Raw genomic sequence first — 14,558 nt, 5'->3', positions numbered from 1 at the left:
TCTGATCACCCAAATTCATTCTGTTAAGAGTATACCACTACCAATCACATTTGAAAAAAACTTTGGCTTATTATTCAGTTGGAAAAGGTAAAAATCAATGCCCGATAAATTAATCCATAGACGGTCAGGCTAAGGTAAGTAAAGAGAAAGAGTATAAAATTAAAACGCCAAAACCCCTTTATCACCTTTTTTAAGATAATTTCTTCCTTTATCTTCCAGTGAACAAACACAAAAACCATAGCTATTAAAATCATTAGTAGTATTATGAACCAAAAAAAAGATTTATCCCAAATAGTTAGTATTAAAAAATGTACAGAAATGATAAATAAAATGGTTGTTGAATCTAGTGCCACATGGACAGACTTTTGCGTGTTGTTAGTAATAAATTTCATAGCAAAAAATACAACAATGAACCCTAAAAAGGGTAAGGCAATAAATATGGAAATAATCGATGAGAGAACAGTAATCAAGCATATTCCCCCTTTATTATTTCTTTTCCTTTAATTAAATAATATAAATTTTCTACTAGTGGTGCTGTTATACCTTTGTTTTTGGCCTCATCTAAGATAAACCCCAAGATTGCATCCACTTCTGTCATTCTTGATGCTTCAAGATCTTTCAACATAGACGACCGGTTTGTGGAAGTGTTCTTACATATACCGATGATTTGCTGCAAATGTGCATTGGGGTTGTCCAAATGTAAGATTGAACAAATCTCCGAAAATAGGTTTTTTAGTACTTGAAAATAAAATGGGTTCTTTATCAATTCGCCATTTTCCACTTGTAGGGTGGCTGTTAATGGATTAATGACTGCATTGACAACTAATTTACTTATCAACATTGAAAAATAATTTTCTTTAAAAACTAGTGGAAATTCGGGAGGTGCTGAATGAATAAATTCTAACAAAATTGCGGGATCGCCTCTAAAAACAGCCACCTTTGTTGCAGCCTCACCATTATGGGCAACAGTAGAAGGATTTTCTTTCAATGCACCATGTTCCACGGAACCTACAAAAATATTAGTAAACGGAATAGTTTCAAGTAGTTTTAAATGACCCATACCATTCTGTAGAAAAAGGATATTTTTTGGAACGAGTGCTAACTTATTTACCATTTCAACAATTACTGGAAGTTGATATTGCTTGACTGCAATTATCGTAAGTTCTTCATCCCCCTTCCACTCCTTAATTGGCAAGGCCTTAATTAAGGATAACGTGTCTTCTTTTTCGCTTATTTTTAAAAGGATTCCAAACTTATTTATCTCTGCAGCTTGTTCAACTGTTCTAGTGTAAATCGTTACCTCTGAAACTCTACTAATATAAGCTGCGAATAATAGTCCAATGGACCCAGCACCAATAATTCCAACCCTCATGGTAACCCCTCTTCTTTAGTCGTCTTTACCCATATTTTATCAGATGCTGTCGATAGTTTGTTACTAAGATTTAGAAAAAAAGTTTAACCCTATTCGCTTATCAGCGAATAGGGTTAAAAAATCAAACTGGATAAACAGGATGTTTACGATTACTAAATTTTAATTCCTTAGTTTCGTAGTAGGCAAACCGTTTTATTAGAACATCCCTTAATTCAGAAGGTGCGACAATTTCATCGACGATAAGTTCTGAAGCCAGCTTATAAATATCAATATGTTCTTTGTATTCCCTATGCTTTTCTTGGACAAAAGCGATCTTTTCTTTCGGGTCCTCAATCTGATTAATTTTATTGGAATAGACGGCATTCACAGCCGCTTCTGGCCCCATTACAGCAATTTGAGCGGTTGGTAAAGCGATGCAGCAGTCCGGCTCAAAAGCTGGACCCGCCATTGCATAGAGACCGGCACCATAAGCTTTTCTTACGATTACCGAGATTTTAGGAACAGTCGCTGAACTCATTGCCGCAATTAATTTAGCCCCATGACGGATGATTCCAGCCCGTTCTACCTTGGTTCCGATCATGAAGCCCGGTACGTCTGCTAAAAATAATAGTGGAATATGAAAGGCGTCGCAGAGTTGAATAAACTTGGCTGCTTTATCAGCAGAATCCACAAATAAAACGCCGCCTTTTACTTTAGGCTGATTAGCAATTATGCCAATTGGTTTGCCATCCATTCTAGCTAATCCGGTAATCAATTCTGGTGCAAACAGCTTCTTTATTTCATAAAAACTAGCATGGTCCACAAGTCTATCAATACATTCATACATATCAAATGGTGCGTTTTGGTTTTCTGGAATGATCGCTTCAAGTTCGCGTCCTTGTTTTGCATCAACTCCCGCAGTTACTTTTGGCTTCTCTTTAAAACTAGCTGGAAAGAAGTTAATATATCTTTTTGCTGATTCAATTGCTTCTTGTTCACTATAGGCGAGAACATCCCCGCACCCGCTGACAGAACAGTGCATTCTCGCACCGCCCATTTCTTCAAGCGTTACCTTTTCGCCAATCACCTTTTCAGCCATTCGTGGTGACCCCAAGTACATAGATGCATTCTGATCGACCATGATAACAATATCGCAAAATGCGGGGATGTATGCACCGCCTGCCGCGGATGGTCCAAACAGAATACAAACCTGAGGAATCATCCCCGAAAGTTTGACTTGATTGTAGAAAATTCTTCCTGCCCCGCGACGATTTGGAAACATCTCAAGTTGATCGGTAATTCTTGCCCCCGCAGAGTCAACAAGGTAAAATAATGGAACCTTTAGCTTTTCAGCCACTTCTTGAATGCGAATAATCTTCTCAACAGTCCTGGCCCCCCACGAACCTGCTTTGATCGTCGAATCATTTGCCATCACACAAACCGTTTGGCCATTAATTTTACCAATCGCTGTTACGACACCATCCGCAGGAAGATCACCAGCTTTAAAATTAGCAAACTTACCATCTTCTTCGTATTGCCCTTCATCAAACAAAAGCGAGAGTCGCTCACGAACATATAATTTTTTTTGTTCCTTAGCCTTGTCGTGATATTTCGGATGTCCACCGGCTTCAATTATTTTCCGGTTCAGGTTTAATTGATCATTCAGTGTATTAATTGTACCCATCATTCTCCCCCTCAAAAACATTTATTCTAAAACAATCAGTACGTCACCTTCATTAACGAAGTCGCCAATATTAACCTTAACGTCAAATACAGATCCTTCTATATCGCTTTCAATTGGAATTTCCATTTTCATCGACTCAAGCATCACAACTTCCTGCCCCAGTTGGACTTGATTACCTTTGGCTACAAAAACATTTAAAACTGTCCCTGCCATGCTAGCTATAATTTCCTTCATTTTTTTCTCTCCTTATTTCACTAATTTTTTGGTTAAAAGACTGGTGGAGTAAGTTCCATTTAGAAACTCGTCATTTATTAATATAGTTTGGAATAGTGGTACATTAGTTTTAATTCCTTCAATCCTTATCTCATTAAAGAAGCGAATAGCCGTTTCAATGGCGATTTGCCGGGATTCATTATGAATAATGACTTTTGCTATCATTGGATCATAAAAGGGCGTAACCGTTCCTCCCTCTTCATATCCCCAATCAACCCTAACGCCTTCTTCCTGTTTCCATGTCAGCGTGCTGATTTTACCAGGTGATGGTAAAAAGCGAACAGAGTCTTCAGCATAAAGTCTAAATTCAATGGCATGACCCGATATAACAATATCATCCTGAAGTAGTGGTAAACGTTCACCACGGGCGATGAGGATTTGCCATTTGACTAAATCCAAAGTAGTAATCATTTCTGTCACCGGATGTTCAACTTGCAGCCGAGTATTCATTTCAAGGAAATAAAACTCTTCGTTTTGATCGACTATAAATTCAACGGTCCCAGCATTTGAATAATCCACTGCTTTTGCAGCTTTTATAGCTGTTTCATACATTTTGAGTCGTGCATTATTCGAAAGAAACGGTGAAGGTGATTCCTCAATTACCTTTTGATGTCTTCTTTGAATCGAACAATTCCTTTCATACAGGTGAACAATGTTTCCATAATTATCACCGAACACTTGGATTTCAATATGTCTTGCATCTTTAATATATTTTTCAATAAAAACCTCATCTGAACCAAAATAGGTCATTGCTCTCGTTTTGGTTTGGGAAAAAGACTTAACGAGCGCTTGCTCATCCTCGCAATACACCATTCCAATACCGCCGCCGCCGCCGCTTGCCTTAAGCATCACAGGATAGCCGATTGATTCTGCAAGCGCGCATGCTTCCTCAACTGTCTTTAAACCATGTCCACTTCCAGGGACGACTGGAACTCCTGCTTTCTCCATTGTTTGACGGGAAACAATCTTATCGCCCATTAATTCAATCGTTGAAGGGTTAGGTCCGATAAAAATAATTCCCGCTTCCATTACTCTTTGTGCAAAGTCACTATTTTCAGATAAGAAACCGTAGCCTGGATGGATTGCATCTACCTTTTCTCGTTTTGCTATTTCTAGAATTTTATCAATTTGTAAATATGACTTGTTAACAGGTGGTTCCCCCACACAAAAAGCCAATGTTGCCGCTTTAACAAAGGGCATTTCCTTATCTGCTTCGGAATAAATCGCAATTGTTTCAATCCCCATCTGTTGACAGGTTCGAATAATCCGAAGGGCAATTTCTCCTCGATTGGCAATTAAAATTTTTTGCACACTTTTTCCCCTTTCATACCCCTTTTATTCCATCATTTATATGTTTCTACATCATTCTCTAAATTTCCTGCAATTAATGAAAACGCTTCCTGAACATATTTGAAGAATTTTTTGAGTTTTTGTTATATAATTAAAATAATTCATTTGAATAGTGCAAAAATTATTTCACTTCATATTATTCAAGAACAAATGAATATATACAAGATTATGAGGTTATCATTTTTAGGAGGTCGACTATGGCAGCAAAAGTGGAGAGACTCAAAGTAAACTTTAAAACACTAGAAGAGTTTAAAAAATTTAAAGAATATGGAATTCAAGAATTATCCATGCTTGAAGATTTAGAAGCAAATATGATTGATGACGATATGGACTCCCCATTTTACGGAATTTACTTTGGGGACAAATTAGTAGCACGAATGAGTTTATATCAAATTGATGCAAAATTTGACCGCTACTTCTATCCTCCGCAAAACTACTTGGAATTATGGAAACTAGAGGTATTACCTGATTACCAAGGAAAAGGGTACGGCAAAGTGCTTGTAGAATTTGCGAAAAGCTTCGATCTCCCAATTAAGACGAACCCAAGAGTACAATCAAGAAGTTTTTGGGAGAAGATGGGCTTTGCAAATGTAGATTATGAAATGGAACGTGACCGCGGTGAGAATCCACTAGTTTGGTATCCTAGAGGTGTCGAGGCACAACATCATAATAAATAAATGAAAAAGCGGACAATATGTCCGCTTTTCTACTTTTCTATTCTTTCAAGATTACCATTTTTGTCCATTTGGAATTTCACTTTTTGTTGTTTGTCCTCATCCTGGAGGACAACCATTTTCCGAGCTCTTTCCATAATTTCAATTAAAGATCGATAATCCTCTTCGATTGCCTTCAAATTTTTAGATAATCTTTCATTTTCGGCAGCCAAATAGTATGCCTTCTTTTCCAGCTCTTTGATTTTTTCTTGTGATTTCTTTCGATCGGCTTCCATGCTGGATGAAGCTTGCGCTTTTTGTTGGAGCGCCTCTAAAAAATGAATTACAGCAGGAAACGTAATTGCACTTCCTTGCTCAGTTGTTGTCGGGGGAGGATCTACCTCTACTTTAACTGCCTCTCGGAATGTTTCTACTTCATTTGCGACTGGTTGCTTCTTCATTTCCTTCCGCTGCTTTTTAGCAAGCTCAATACCCGATTTATATTGTTTTCTTACAAATGAATTCCAGCGAAAACCACAAGCTGCAGAGGTACGCGTCAGCTGCTTCCCTACTTCCTCGAAAGCTTGCAGTTGGGTCCCGCCTTCGCGGATGTGTCGTAACACAACCTCAGCAAGTAACAAGTCTTCGTCTTGGGACCACGCATCCTGTCGAGTCGGTGACATTAAACATCCCTCCTAGTGTTTTTATAATACATATGCATCTACTAGAAAAGATAGACTTAATCAAGCACCGTGTTTTCATCTTTATTCATTCTTTTTTACGTATAAAAGTTTTTACATATTCATGGTGAAGTTCACTTTCCCAAAGAACGGAGCAATTTTTTACCTCCTCTTCGATTCTTTCACGAAGTTTTGCCTGCTCCCACTTTCTAATCCATATCTGTTTATAGGATTTCAGGACATTTATATCATTACCTATCATTTTCTCAATGAATGATTCACATGCCCGAAGTGAATCATCTTTATATATAGCATCTATAAACCCAATTTCTTTTAATTGTTGGGCTGTTACCTGTTCAGCATCCATTAAAAGCTTCAGTGCATTTGAATTTGGAAGCTTTTCTGCTAAAATCGAACCACCGCCCCATCCTGTGGTTATCGCTTGCTTTCCTTGGACAAACCCTGCTTTTATTCCTTCTCGTGCCAAACGAAAATCACAAGCCACAGCAAGCTCACAACCACCGCCAATGGCTGTACCGTTAACAAGAGCAATGGTCGGAATAGGCAAGGTAAGCAGTGAATAAAGGATATTTGCCATTTTAGAGAGCATTCCATACGCCTCTTCTTTTGTACGAAGTTGATGAAAAACAGATAAGTCTCCACCTGAACAAAAAGCACGATCGTCTTTCCCCGTGATTACAAGAGCCTTTATATCAGGTTGAGAACATCTCTTGATTGCTTCAGCTAATCCTTCCATGACGTCAAAATTTATTGCATTTCTCTTTTCACTTCTAGTAATCGTAAATAACAAATAACCCATTTCCTGTCTTTCAATCGTGTACGAGAACATTCTTCAAGTCCTTTCCAGCTACAAATTTTTTATTATATAGGTTAAGCTATGTATAATCTAAAAACGACAAAAGCACAAGGGTTAAAAACCCTTGTGCTTTCTATCTTATCGGAAATTAGTCGTTCACTACGTCTTTTCCTTTGTATGTTCCGCAAGCTTTACATACGCGGTGTGAAAGTTTCATTTCACCACAGTTTGGGCAGCTTACCATACCAGGTACGTTTAATTTAAAATGAGTACGACGTTTTCTTTTTGCAGTTTTAGAAGTTCTTCTAAAAGGTACAGCCATTCTTCCCACCTCCTTAAAGAGTATTAAGAAAGTAATGAAGTCCAGGAATGCCAGGTCTTCACTTTGCTTCTTAGATTTGTCGATTATGATTCGGAAGAAGAATTGTTTTCATCAAAAAATTTTGCGAGACCTGCTAGTCTCGGGTCAATTTTTTTAGATTGATCTTCATCATGAACTACTTCCCAATCCTTGCCAGACTGTGGAGCAGCATCTTCACGATTAACATCTTCGCAAAAAACTTGCATTGGAACCTCAAGTAAAAGAATTTCTCGAAGGATTGGCATAATATCAATCACTTCACCCTTTACTTGATATGCTTCCTCTTCTGATTCATATGCTGAACCATGTAAGAGGAACGTTTCAGTTGTTTCGACATTAATTGGAAGTTTAACATCCACTAAAGTACGAGAACATGGAAGTATTAAGTAACCTTCAATTTTTAAATGGAATGTTACTTTCGTTGAATCGATATCTCCCCGACCGGTTATATGCATCGGAGAAACTTCTCGGATGGTTGGATCATCTTGTTTGACCTCGTCCACACGAACCATCTCATCAATCATAAATTCCTTGTTTCGATATTTTTGTAATTGACTTAATGTCCATTTCAATTGAATCACCCCAAGGCAACAAAGGTAATTATAGCCTTCGATAAATTTTTTGTCAATGTTTTTTCTTTACACCCTATCAGGATTTAAAAAACAAAACGCTCCTATCTGTTTCCTATACTAGTTTAACCAGATAAGCCTTTTGCAAACATACTTAATATCTTACCATATTATTTGATTGGTTTCCTTAAAATGTTGTTATAATGTTAGTAGTTTTTAAAAAAGGGAGAGAAAGAATGAGAGCTGTGGGATTAATCGTGGAATATAACCCTTTTCATAATGGACATGCCCATCATTTACAAGCTTCTAAGGAAGTATCAAAAGCGGATGTTGTCATTGCCGTAATGAGTGGTAACTTTTTACAGCGCGGGGAACCTGCACTAGTATCCAAATGGCAGCGAACGAAAATGGCCTTACTAAATGGGGTGGATATTGTTTTTGAACTACCTTATTGTTTCGCCACTCAAAAAGCGGAGACCTTCGCAAATGGCGCCGTTTCAATTTTGGATGCTGTGGGTTCAAATTACCTTTGTTTTGGAAGCGAGAGTGGAAATTTATCATCTTTCATTCAGACCATTGAGTACCTAGATGAAATGGGTAGTACATTTAATGAAAATATTAAACACTATATTGAAACAGGGGTGAGTTACCCAAGAGCTCTAGCCCTTGCATTTCAGCAATTGCCAGATTCAGAAAGGTATTTAGATTTAGGAAAACCAAATAATATTCTTGGAATTGAATATATAAAAGCAATTAACCAGCAAAAATCCAATGTTATTCCATTAACAATTCCTCGGAAAAATGCTAATTATCATGACCAAGATTTTGCGTCTGCAACGATTGCAAGTGCAACGAGTATTCGGAAAGCGATTTTTACTGACAGCGAAGAAAATTCTGTGATTGACCAATATGTCCCAGGGCCGACCAAACAATTGCTTAAAGAATATTTACAATCTTATCAAGTATATCACCAATGGGAAAATTATTGGAGTTATCTTCAATTTCGATTAATTCACTCTAGTCCTGAAGAACTGAGGGACATTTATGAAATGGAAGAAGGTCTTGAATACAGACTATTATCTGCTGCACGAGAAGCTAACACCTTTCATGAGTTTATGGAGATGATTAAAACGAAGCGTTATACTTGGACAAGACTGCAAAGGCTTTGTGTTCATATCTTAACAAATACTAAAAAAGAAGAAATGGCATTAACTTCGGAAAAAGCCTCCTATTTAAGACTTTTAGGAATGACTCCTTTGGGCAGGGAATACTTAAATAAAACAAAATCTCATCTCAGTCTCCCACTTATATCTAAACTTTCCGCTTTTAAAGGAAAAGAAATATACCCTGACATTAGGGCTGCACGGATTTATTCGCTTGGAATCCCAAGTCATTTAAAAGCTGCTATGATGCATCAGGAATTTGAGCACCCGCCAATTTATATTAGATAAAGTGAAACTTCCATCAGTGGGGGCGTTCCATCCCCCACTACTTGATCCAATCAGGCTTTTACTGACTGACAGTTAAAGCGGGATAAAGCAAAAAGATGATGCCAAGGCACCATCTTTTTATTTTTTCTTAAGCTTTTTTAAATAACTAACCGCTTCATCAAATGTATCAATTGGAACAATCTTCATTTTTGTTCTTATATCACGGGCAGTCTTTACCGCATCTCGATAATTGGAATTCTTTATTCCCTTTTCATTAGGTGCTAGAAAGATTTCCGCACCTGCTTTGTCTGCTGCAACAATTTTTTGTTCAATTCCGCCAATAGGTCCAACCGTCCCGTCTACTTCTATTGTCCCGGTTCCAGCAATTTGGTACCCTTTTGTTAAGTCTCCTTTTGTTAGTTGGTTATAAATTTCTAAGGTAAACATAAACCCCGCAGATGGTCCACCAATTTCATCCGTTTTCACCTTTACTTTGGGCTCAACGACAATTTCTTTATCATCGACAAGTGAAATACCAATTCCAACTTTTTGTGGTTCTTCTTTGAAAGGCTTTAGCTTTAAAGTAACCATTTTTGTCTCTTTATTTCGCTGGTAAGTTAATGCCACCTTGTCTCCTGCTTGTTTTTTACTAACATAATCGATGAATTTTTCTGAAGAAGGCAATTTCTTTCCGTCCACCTTAAATATGCGATCGCCGGTTAAAAGAGTCCCATCAGCCGGCATTCCTGGAATCACTTGTACCACATAAATTCCCTTATATTTATATTTTACAGGTAATCCCGCTTTTCGGTAGGCAACCTCTATTGCATTTAGCTTTGCTCCCGCCATAAGGTGAAGCTGCCTAGCATTGTATTCTTCCTCTGTCTCTTTTTTATTTAAAATCATCTTTAATGGATACAGTTCTTCATATTTTCTAATCTTTGCTTCTAAATAAGAGTAAATATTAGCTCTTCCCATTCTAACTGTTGTGAGCATAAAATTGCCTTCATCTTTATCCCCGCCATCGACAGTGATAATTGGTGCCAATTCCTTCGCCATTCCTGGCTTCGAGACATAATAAGGTAATGAATAAAACATTCCCCAAATTAAAATGACAGTAATAAATAAAGCAGAACCTATATATATTTTTTTACGCATGGCAATTTTTATCCCTTCCACTGTTCAATCACAGTTTTAATTTGCGTGAGATGTTTTTTTGCTTCTTCCTCACCCAAGTTGATGATCTCCTCAATATTTGTGAAGGCTCGTGAACTATATATTTCAACCGGCGGTCGAATCATAACACTCGCTGCAATTTCCCTATTGCTAATTATTTCTGCTTGCATAATGTCTATACTCTGCATGATAACATCGTAGATTGAGGTAATTTCAGCATTTCTCTTAACCCTAGAAACATCAACAGCAATCACAATATCTGCGCCCATTTCTTTAGCAACGGAAACCGGAACCCGATCAGAAACCCCACCGTCAACAAGAATTCTGCCGTTAAACTTTTCTGGAACAAAGATTCCTGGAATAGAGATGCTTGCACGTACAGCATCCGCGACAGGACCTGTTTTAAATACCACCTTTTCCCCCGTCAATAAATCGGTTGCAACGATTCCAATCGGAATGGATAAATCCTCAATATTTTTCCCATGAGTAAAAACCTTAATAAACTCTTTTACTTTTTTTCCTGAAATAAAGCCCATTTTTGGTACGGTAAAATCCAAAAAGTATTTCCTCTTAAAGGCGGTGGATAATTTATATAACCGTCCCATCTCGATTCCCGCTCCATAAAAACTGGCAACCAGTGCTCCCATACTGCTGCCTGCAATCAAATGAATCGGAATTCCCGCATCTGTTAATGCTTTTATGACACCTAAATGAGCAAACCCGCGTGCACCTCCAGAACCAAGTGCCAATCCTATTTTAGGGTGCTCCATACCGTTAAACCTCCTAAAAATACCTTATTGAAGTTTCTGATTTCTGTATTACGGGCATGACAAACAACGTTCCTGCTTAAAGTGAAATCTCGTTCAATCTTATGGTCTAAATAAACTTTCTATGAGTATATTTGTGTTATATGAGGACAAGTCAGGATAGAATATTTCTTTATTTTACCATTCAATTAATTGAATGCACAGTTCATCGATCCCTTCGGGAGGAGGTCCCTTAATTGTTACAATCGAAATTAAAAACAATACTTTTATCTATATCTGTCACCATATTAGCCGGCTCACTAATATTCTATCCACAGGAGTCATTAGATGCCTCGATTCGCGGACTAAATATGTGGTGGGAAATTGTATTTCCATCCTTGTTACCATTTTTTATAGTTTCTGAAATGTTAATTGGCTTTGGTGTGGTTAAATTTATCGGTGTATTGCTGGAACCGCTGATGAGACCTCTTTTTAAGGTTCCTGGAGTAGGCGGGTTTGTTTGGGCCATGGGTATGGCTTCTGGATTCCCAGCAGGTGCAAAGTTTACAGCTAGACTGCGTCAGGAAGGTCAATTATCACAAATTGAAGCGGAAAGGCTAGTTTCTTTCACCAATTCATCCAATCCGTTATTTATCTTTGGGGCGGTATCAGTTGGATTTTTTTATAACCCCCATTTAGGACTTACCCTTGCATTAGCTCATTATTTAGGAAATATATGTGTTGGATTAATCATGCGTTTTTATGGAAAGGAATCACCTAAAGACTCTACGCAGCTAAAGAAAAAATTCAAAATCCGTTCTGCCTTTTCCGCTTTACATCAAACAAGATTAAAAGATAATCGGCCCATCGGGAAACTTTTGGGTGATGCTGTCAATTCCTCGATCCAAACTCTCTTGATGGTGGGAGGGTTTATTATCTTATTTTCTGTGATTAACAAATTACTTTATCATTTACATATCACGGCGACATTAGCAAAATCAGTTGAGTTCCTACTATCTTCCATGTCATTTCCAGAAATGTTAAGCATTCCGTTTATTTCAGGGTTATTTGAAATTACTTTAGGCAGTAAACTTACTAGTCAAGTAGTGGATGCTACTCTTTTACAAAAAGCAATGATTACTAGCTTTATCCTCGCATTTAGTGGTTTTAGTGTTCAAGCACAAGTTGCCAGCATTCTGGCAGAAACAGATATCAGATATAAACCATTTTTCATTGCAAGAATTATTCAAGGTGTTTTCGCAAGTATATTTACACTAATTTTGTGGAAGCCGGTTTACTTACGTTATAACAGTAATGATCGACCATCTAATGCCTTGCCAGTAGGTTTTTTTGGGGATGGTTCCTGGGTTAATCAGCTTTATCATCAGCTGATTTCCATAGGACCACTCTTTACCATCCTCTCACTCTTAGTGTATGTGCTCATTTTATATTCCCGCTTAAAAAAACAATAAAAAAAGAGCTAAACAGCTCTTTTTTTGTAAACTTCCATCGCATGGCCATTAGGTGCTGAAAAGGTCCATTGCGCTTTCTTATGCCTTGAATTTCTTTTGCAATTCTTTTTCTACAATTGGTGGGACGAGTGTGGAAATGTTCCCATTATATTTCGCAACTTCTTTAACGATACTTGAGCTTAAGAAGGAGAATTGATTATTGGTCATTATAAAAAAGGTTTCGATTTCATCATTCAGCACTCTATTCATGGAAGTAATTTGCATTTCGTACTCAAAATCTGAAACAGCACGCAGCCCGCGCAGAATTGCATTGGCATTCACAGTTTTTGCATAATCAATAAGCAACCCTGAGAATTCATCAACTATTACATTTGGAATATCCTTGGTTACTTCTTTAATTAAGCTTAACCGTTCCTCAACTGTAAAAACTGGATTTTTTGCTGAATTGTTTAAAACCACAACATATACTTTATCAAATACCTTAGCCCCACGACGGATAATATCTAAGTGACCATAGGTAATTGGGTCAAAACTACCTGGACAGACAGCAATACTAGCCAAAATAACTCCCCCTTAATCAGAAACATTCCGTATATAAATTGTTATTGCTATAATCCCGTACTTTTCATGTTTAATTTGGCTAAATCGTCCTACCTCTTCCGGTAATTCAACATCAAAGCTATGTTCACAGACGACAATTCCATCTTTTCTTACGACATCCTGCTTATCCATTTTTTCCATTAAACTGACCAGTTGCTGCTTTTTATAAGGAGGGTCTAAAAATATGTAATCAAAGCTAATATTCCTTTTAATAAGCGCCTTTAAAGCTCTATCCGCATCATTCCGAAAAACCTCAGCTTGCTCCTCAAATTTACAAGCTTTAATATTTTCCTGAATCACCTGAATGGCTCTTGTCTCACGGTCAATAAAGATTACCTTATCTAATCCTCTGCTTAGTGCCTCCAGGCCTAATCCACCACTTCCAGCAAATAGGTCCAAGCCGATGCCGCCATTGAAATAAGGACCAATCATATTAAATAAGGCTTCCTTGACCTTATCCGTTGTCGGTCTCGTTGTATTTCCAGGGACTGCTTTCAAATGTCTTCCTTTACAAATTCCTGAAACCACTCGCACGTACTAATCACCACATTTTTTCAGAAATAATATCTTAATACATCCTACCATAATTCTTAAAAAGTAGACAATTCTTATGGAATATAACTTTATATTAAATAGAAGCTAAACAAACTAGTTGTGTCCTTAAGAATTTTTATTATAAAGTACGTATAAGCTTTTGCGTTGTGGAAATAATGTAATTAACAACATCAATTCGAGGATGTTGTTGCCAACCGCGGAGAAGACTTACGTTTCCCCATAAGTTCTTCCTCCGGTTTCTCCTCTCCCTTTGCCTTCTATCCTTTATGAGGATATGGAAGGACCCTGCAGAATTTTCTGCAGGTTTTTTTTATTTTTTATTCAAAAAATAAAAAATAAGTGTTACAGTTATTTTGAATTGACCTATTTTAAAGGAGCGTTTTAATTGATTCAGCGTTTTATCGAATTAGGAGAAGGATATTCAGATATATATGAACTGATAGAACTTACAAATGCCAATCAACACCGACTTGTGCACATGCTTGCACTTCACACAAAGATTGATAATAAAGAACTAACATCCTTGGTCGTCATTCTAAAACCAACGGACCCTGGCAAGTTCCAACCTCTTTATATTTGTCGTGAGGGTATACCAAACCCACATTTTTTGCCAAATAAAAGGTATGACCTATTTGTTGAAACAGCGAATAAGTACAGTAAGCAAATTTCTGAATTATCGGTTAAGCCCTCTACCATCTTTTATGAAAGAGACCTATATTATCAATACCTAATTGGTATCCTGAGGCTAAATCATTATTTACTGCCGTTACAATAAGAAAAGCGGAAGCGCCCTGCTCAGCGGCGTATGGCCTGGAGCGGTCCAACTGAGATAAAGGAAACA

The 14,558-nt window shown here is 37.5% G+C and carries 17 protein-coding genes; 4 read left to right on the top strand and 13 right to left on the bottom strand.

The genetic code is table 11. The annotated features are described in order from the left end of the window. Positions 1-74: 74 nt before the first annotated feature. The 5 genes from V7121_RS04680 to V7121_RS04660 all read right to left on the bottom strand — a co-directional run bounded on the left by V7121_RS04680 (position 75) and on the right by V7121_RS04660 (position 4,619). Positions 75-470, bottom strand: coding sequence for a DUF3397 domain-containing protein (locus V7121_RS04680; protein ID WP_335499548.1), 396 nt, complete (start codon positions 468-470; stop codon positions 75-77). Next, entirely contained in the window at positions 467-1,372 is a 906-nt protein-coding gene (locus V7121_RS04675) for a 2-dehydropantoate 2-reductase (RefSeq protein ID WP_335499550.1), read from the bottom strand. The genes V7121_RS04680 and V7121_RS04675 overlap by 4 nt, the downstream gene beginning before the upstream one ends. A 121-nt stretch (positions 1,373-1,493) precedes the next feature. Continuing rightward, positions 1,494-3,038, bottom strand: coding sequence for an acyl-CoA carboxylase subunit beta (locus V7121_RS04670; RefSeq protein ID WP_420490611.1), 1,545 nt, complete (start codon positions 3,036-3,038; stop codon positions 1,494-1,496). A gap of 18 nt (positions 3,039-3,056) precedes the next feature. Beyond that, entirely contained in the window at positions 3,057-3,269 is a 213-nt protein-coding gene (locus tag V7121_RS04665) for a biotin/lipoyl-containing protein (protein ID WP_335499555.1), read from the bottom strand. A 12-nt stretch (positions 3,270-3,281) separates the two neighbouring features. Beyond that, positions 3,282-4,619 carry an acetyl-CoA carboxylase biotin carboxylase subunit gene (locus V7121_RS04660; protein ID WP_335545879.1) on the bottom strand — a complete coding sequence of 446 codons (1,338 nt, stop codon included), beginning with the start codon at positions 4,617-4,619 and terminating at the stop codon, positions 3,282-3,284. A gap of 236 nt (positions 4,620-4,855) precedes the next feature. Between V7121_RS04660 and V7121_RS04655 the strand changes: the two genes are divergently transcribed. Continuing rightward, positions 4,856-5,335, top strand: coding sequence for an N-acetyltransferase (locus V7121_RS04655; RefSeq protein WP_335499561.1), 480 nt, complete (start codon positions 4,856-4,858; stop codon positions 5,333-5,335). 29 nt (positions 5,336-5,364) lie between these two features. On the opposite strand, the gene V7121_RS04650 is transcribed toward V7121_RS04655, so the two are convergent. The 4 genes from V7121_RS04650 to V7121_RS04635 all read right to left on the bottom strand — a co-directional run bounded on the left by V7121_RS04650 (position 5,365) and on the right by V7121_RS04635 (position 7,741). Continuing rightward, positions 5,365-5,994, bottom strand: coding sequence for an RsfA family transcriptional regulator (locus V7121_RS04650; RefSeq protein WP_335545877.1), 630 nt, complete (start codon positions 5,992-5,994; stop codon positions 5,365-5,367). A gap of 85 nt (positions 5,995-6,079) precedes the next feature. Beyond that, positions 6,080-6,841, bottom strand: a complete 762-nt coding sequence (locus V7121_RS04645; RefSeq protein WP_335499564.1) for an enoyl-CoA hydratase/isomerase family protein — start codon at positions 6,839-6,841, stop codon at positions 6,080-6,082. 115 nt (positions 6,842-6,956) lie between these two features. Further along, on the bottom strand, positions 6,957-7,130 hold the full coding sequence (rpmF, locus tag V7121_RS04640; RefSeq protein WP_026566356.1) for a 50S ribosomal protein L32: 174 nt from the start codon (positions 7,128-7,130) through the stop codon (positions 6,957-6,959). Between the two features lie 83 nt (positions 7,131-7,213). Next, positions 7,214-7,741, bottom strand: a complete 528-nt coding sequence (locus V7121_RS04635; protein WP_335499566.1) for a YceD family protein — start codon at positions 7,739-7,741, stop codon at positions 7,214-7,216. Positions 7,742-7,974: 233 nt separating this feature from the next. On the opposite strand from V7121_RS04635, the gene V7121_RS04630 reads away from it, so the two are divergent. Further along, positions 7,975-9,189 carry a nucleotidyltransferase gene (locus V7121_RS04630; protein ID WP_335499568.1) on the top strand — a complete coding sequence of 405 codons (1,215 nt, stop codon included), beginning with the start codon at positions 7,975-7,977 and terminating at the stop codon, positions 9,187-9,189. A 117-nt stretch (positions 9,190-9,306) separates the two neighbouring features. Here V7121_RS04630 and V7121_RS04625 read toward each other — a convergent pair whose 3' ends face one another. Both V7121_RS04625 and V7121_RS04620 read right to left on the bottom strand, forming a co-directional pair. Continuing rightward, positions 9,307-10,326, bottom strand: a complete 1,020-nt coding sequence (locus V7121_RS04625) for a SepM family pheromone-processing serine protease (RefSeq protein WP_335499570.1) — start codon at positions 10,324-10,326, stop codon at positions 9,307-9,309. Between the two features lie 8 nt (positions 10,327-10,334). Beyond that, positions 10,335-11,114 carry a patatin-like phospholipase family protein gene (locus V7121_RS04620; protein WP_335499573.1) on the bottom strand — a complete coding sequence of 260 codons (780 nt, stop codon included), beginning with the start codon at positions 11,112-11,114 and terminating at the stop codon, positions 10,335-10,337. A 233-nt stretch (positions 11,115-11,347) separates the two neighbouring features. Here V7121_RS04620 and ylbJ point away from each other — a divergent pair, with 233 nt between their 5' ends. Beyond that, entirely contained in the window at positions 11,348-12,562 is a 1,215-nt protein-coding gene (gene ylbJ, locus V7121_RS04615) for a sporulation integral membrane protein YlbJ (protein WP_335499575.1), read from the top strand. A gap of 78 nt (positions 12,563-12,640) precedes the next feature. On the opposite strand, the gene coaD is transcribed toward ylbJ, so the two are convergent. Continuing rightward, positions 12,641-13,123, bottom strand: a complete 483-nt coding sequence (gene coaD, locus V7121_RS04610; RefSeq protein WP_335499577.1) for a pantetheine-phosphate adenylyltransferase — start codon at positions 13,121-13,123, stop codon at positions 12,641-12,643. Positions 13,124-13,135: 12 nt separating this feature from the next. Next, positions 13,136-13,696: a 16S rRNA (guanine(966)-N(2))-methyltransferase RsmD gene (gene rsmD / locus V7121_RS04605; RefSeq protein ID WP_335499578.1), complete on the bottom strand. Its 561-nt coding sequence runs from the start codon at positions 13,694-13,696 to the stop codon at positions 13,136-13,138. 406 nt (positions 13,697-14,102) lie between these two features. On the opposite strand from rsmD, the gene V7121_RS04600 reads away from it, so the two are divergent. Beyond that, positions 14,103-14,492, top strand: coding sequence for a DUF7147 family protein (locus V7121_RS04600; RefSeq protein WP_335545875.1), 390 nt, complete (start codon positions 14,103-14,105; stop codon positions 14,490-14,492). Positions 14,493-14,558: the final 66 nt, after the last annotated feature.

Source organism: Neobacillus drentensis (genome assembly GCF_036962125.1).
Taxonomy (GTDB): domain Bacteria; phylum Bacillota; class Bacilli; order Bacillales; family Cytobacillaceae; genus Neobacillus; species Neobacillus drentensis_B.
This window is presented reverse-complemented; position numbering and strand designations above follow the sequence as displayed.

Coding starts and splice junctions, on each gene's coding strand:
- V7121_RS04665 (WP_335499555.1), bottom strand. CDS start 3,269: ATGAAGGAAATTATAGCTAGCATGGCAGGGACAGTTTTAAATGTTTTT.
- rpmF (WP_026566356.1), bottom strand. CDS start 7,130: ATGGCTGTACCTTTTAGAAGAACTTCTAAAACTGCAAAAAGAAAACGT.
- V7121_RS04625 (WP_335499570.1), bottom strand. CDS start 10,326: ATGCGTAAAAAAATATATATAGGTTCTGCTTTATTTATTACTGTCATT.
- V7121_RS04670 (WP_420490611.1), bottom strand. CDS start 3,038: ATGATGGGTACAATTAATACACTGAATGATCAATTAAACCTGAACCGG.
- V7121_RS04630 (WP_335499568.1), top strand. CDS start 7,975: ATGAGAGCTGTGGGATTAATCGTGGAATATAACCCTTTTCATAATGGA.
- V7121_RS04645 (WP_335499564.1), bottom strand. CDS start 6,841: ATGTTCTCGTACACGATTGAAAGACAGGAAATGGGTTATTTGTTATTT.
- V7121_RS04655 (WP_335499561.1), top strand. CDS start 4,856: ATGGCAGCAAAAGTGGAGAGACTCAAAGTAAACTTTAAAACACTAGAA.
- V7121_RS04650 (WP_335545877.1), bottom strand. CDS start 5,994: ATGTCACCGACTCGACAGGATGCGTGGTCCCAAGACGAAGACTTGTTA.
- V7121_RS04620 (WP_335499573.1), bottom strand. CDS start 11,114: ATGGAGCACCCTAAAATAGGATTGGCACTTGGTTCTGGAGGTGCACGC.
- V7121_RS04675 (WP_335499550.1), bottom strand. CDS start 1,372: ATGAGGGTTGGAATTATTGGTGCTGGGTCCATTGGACTATTATTCGCA.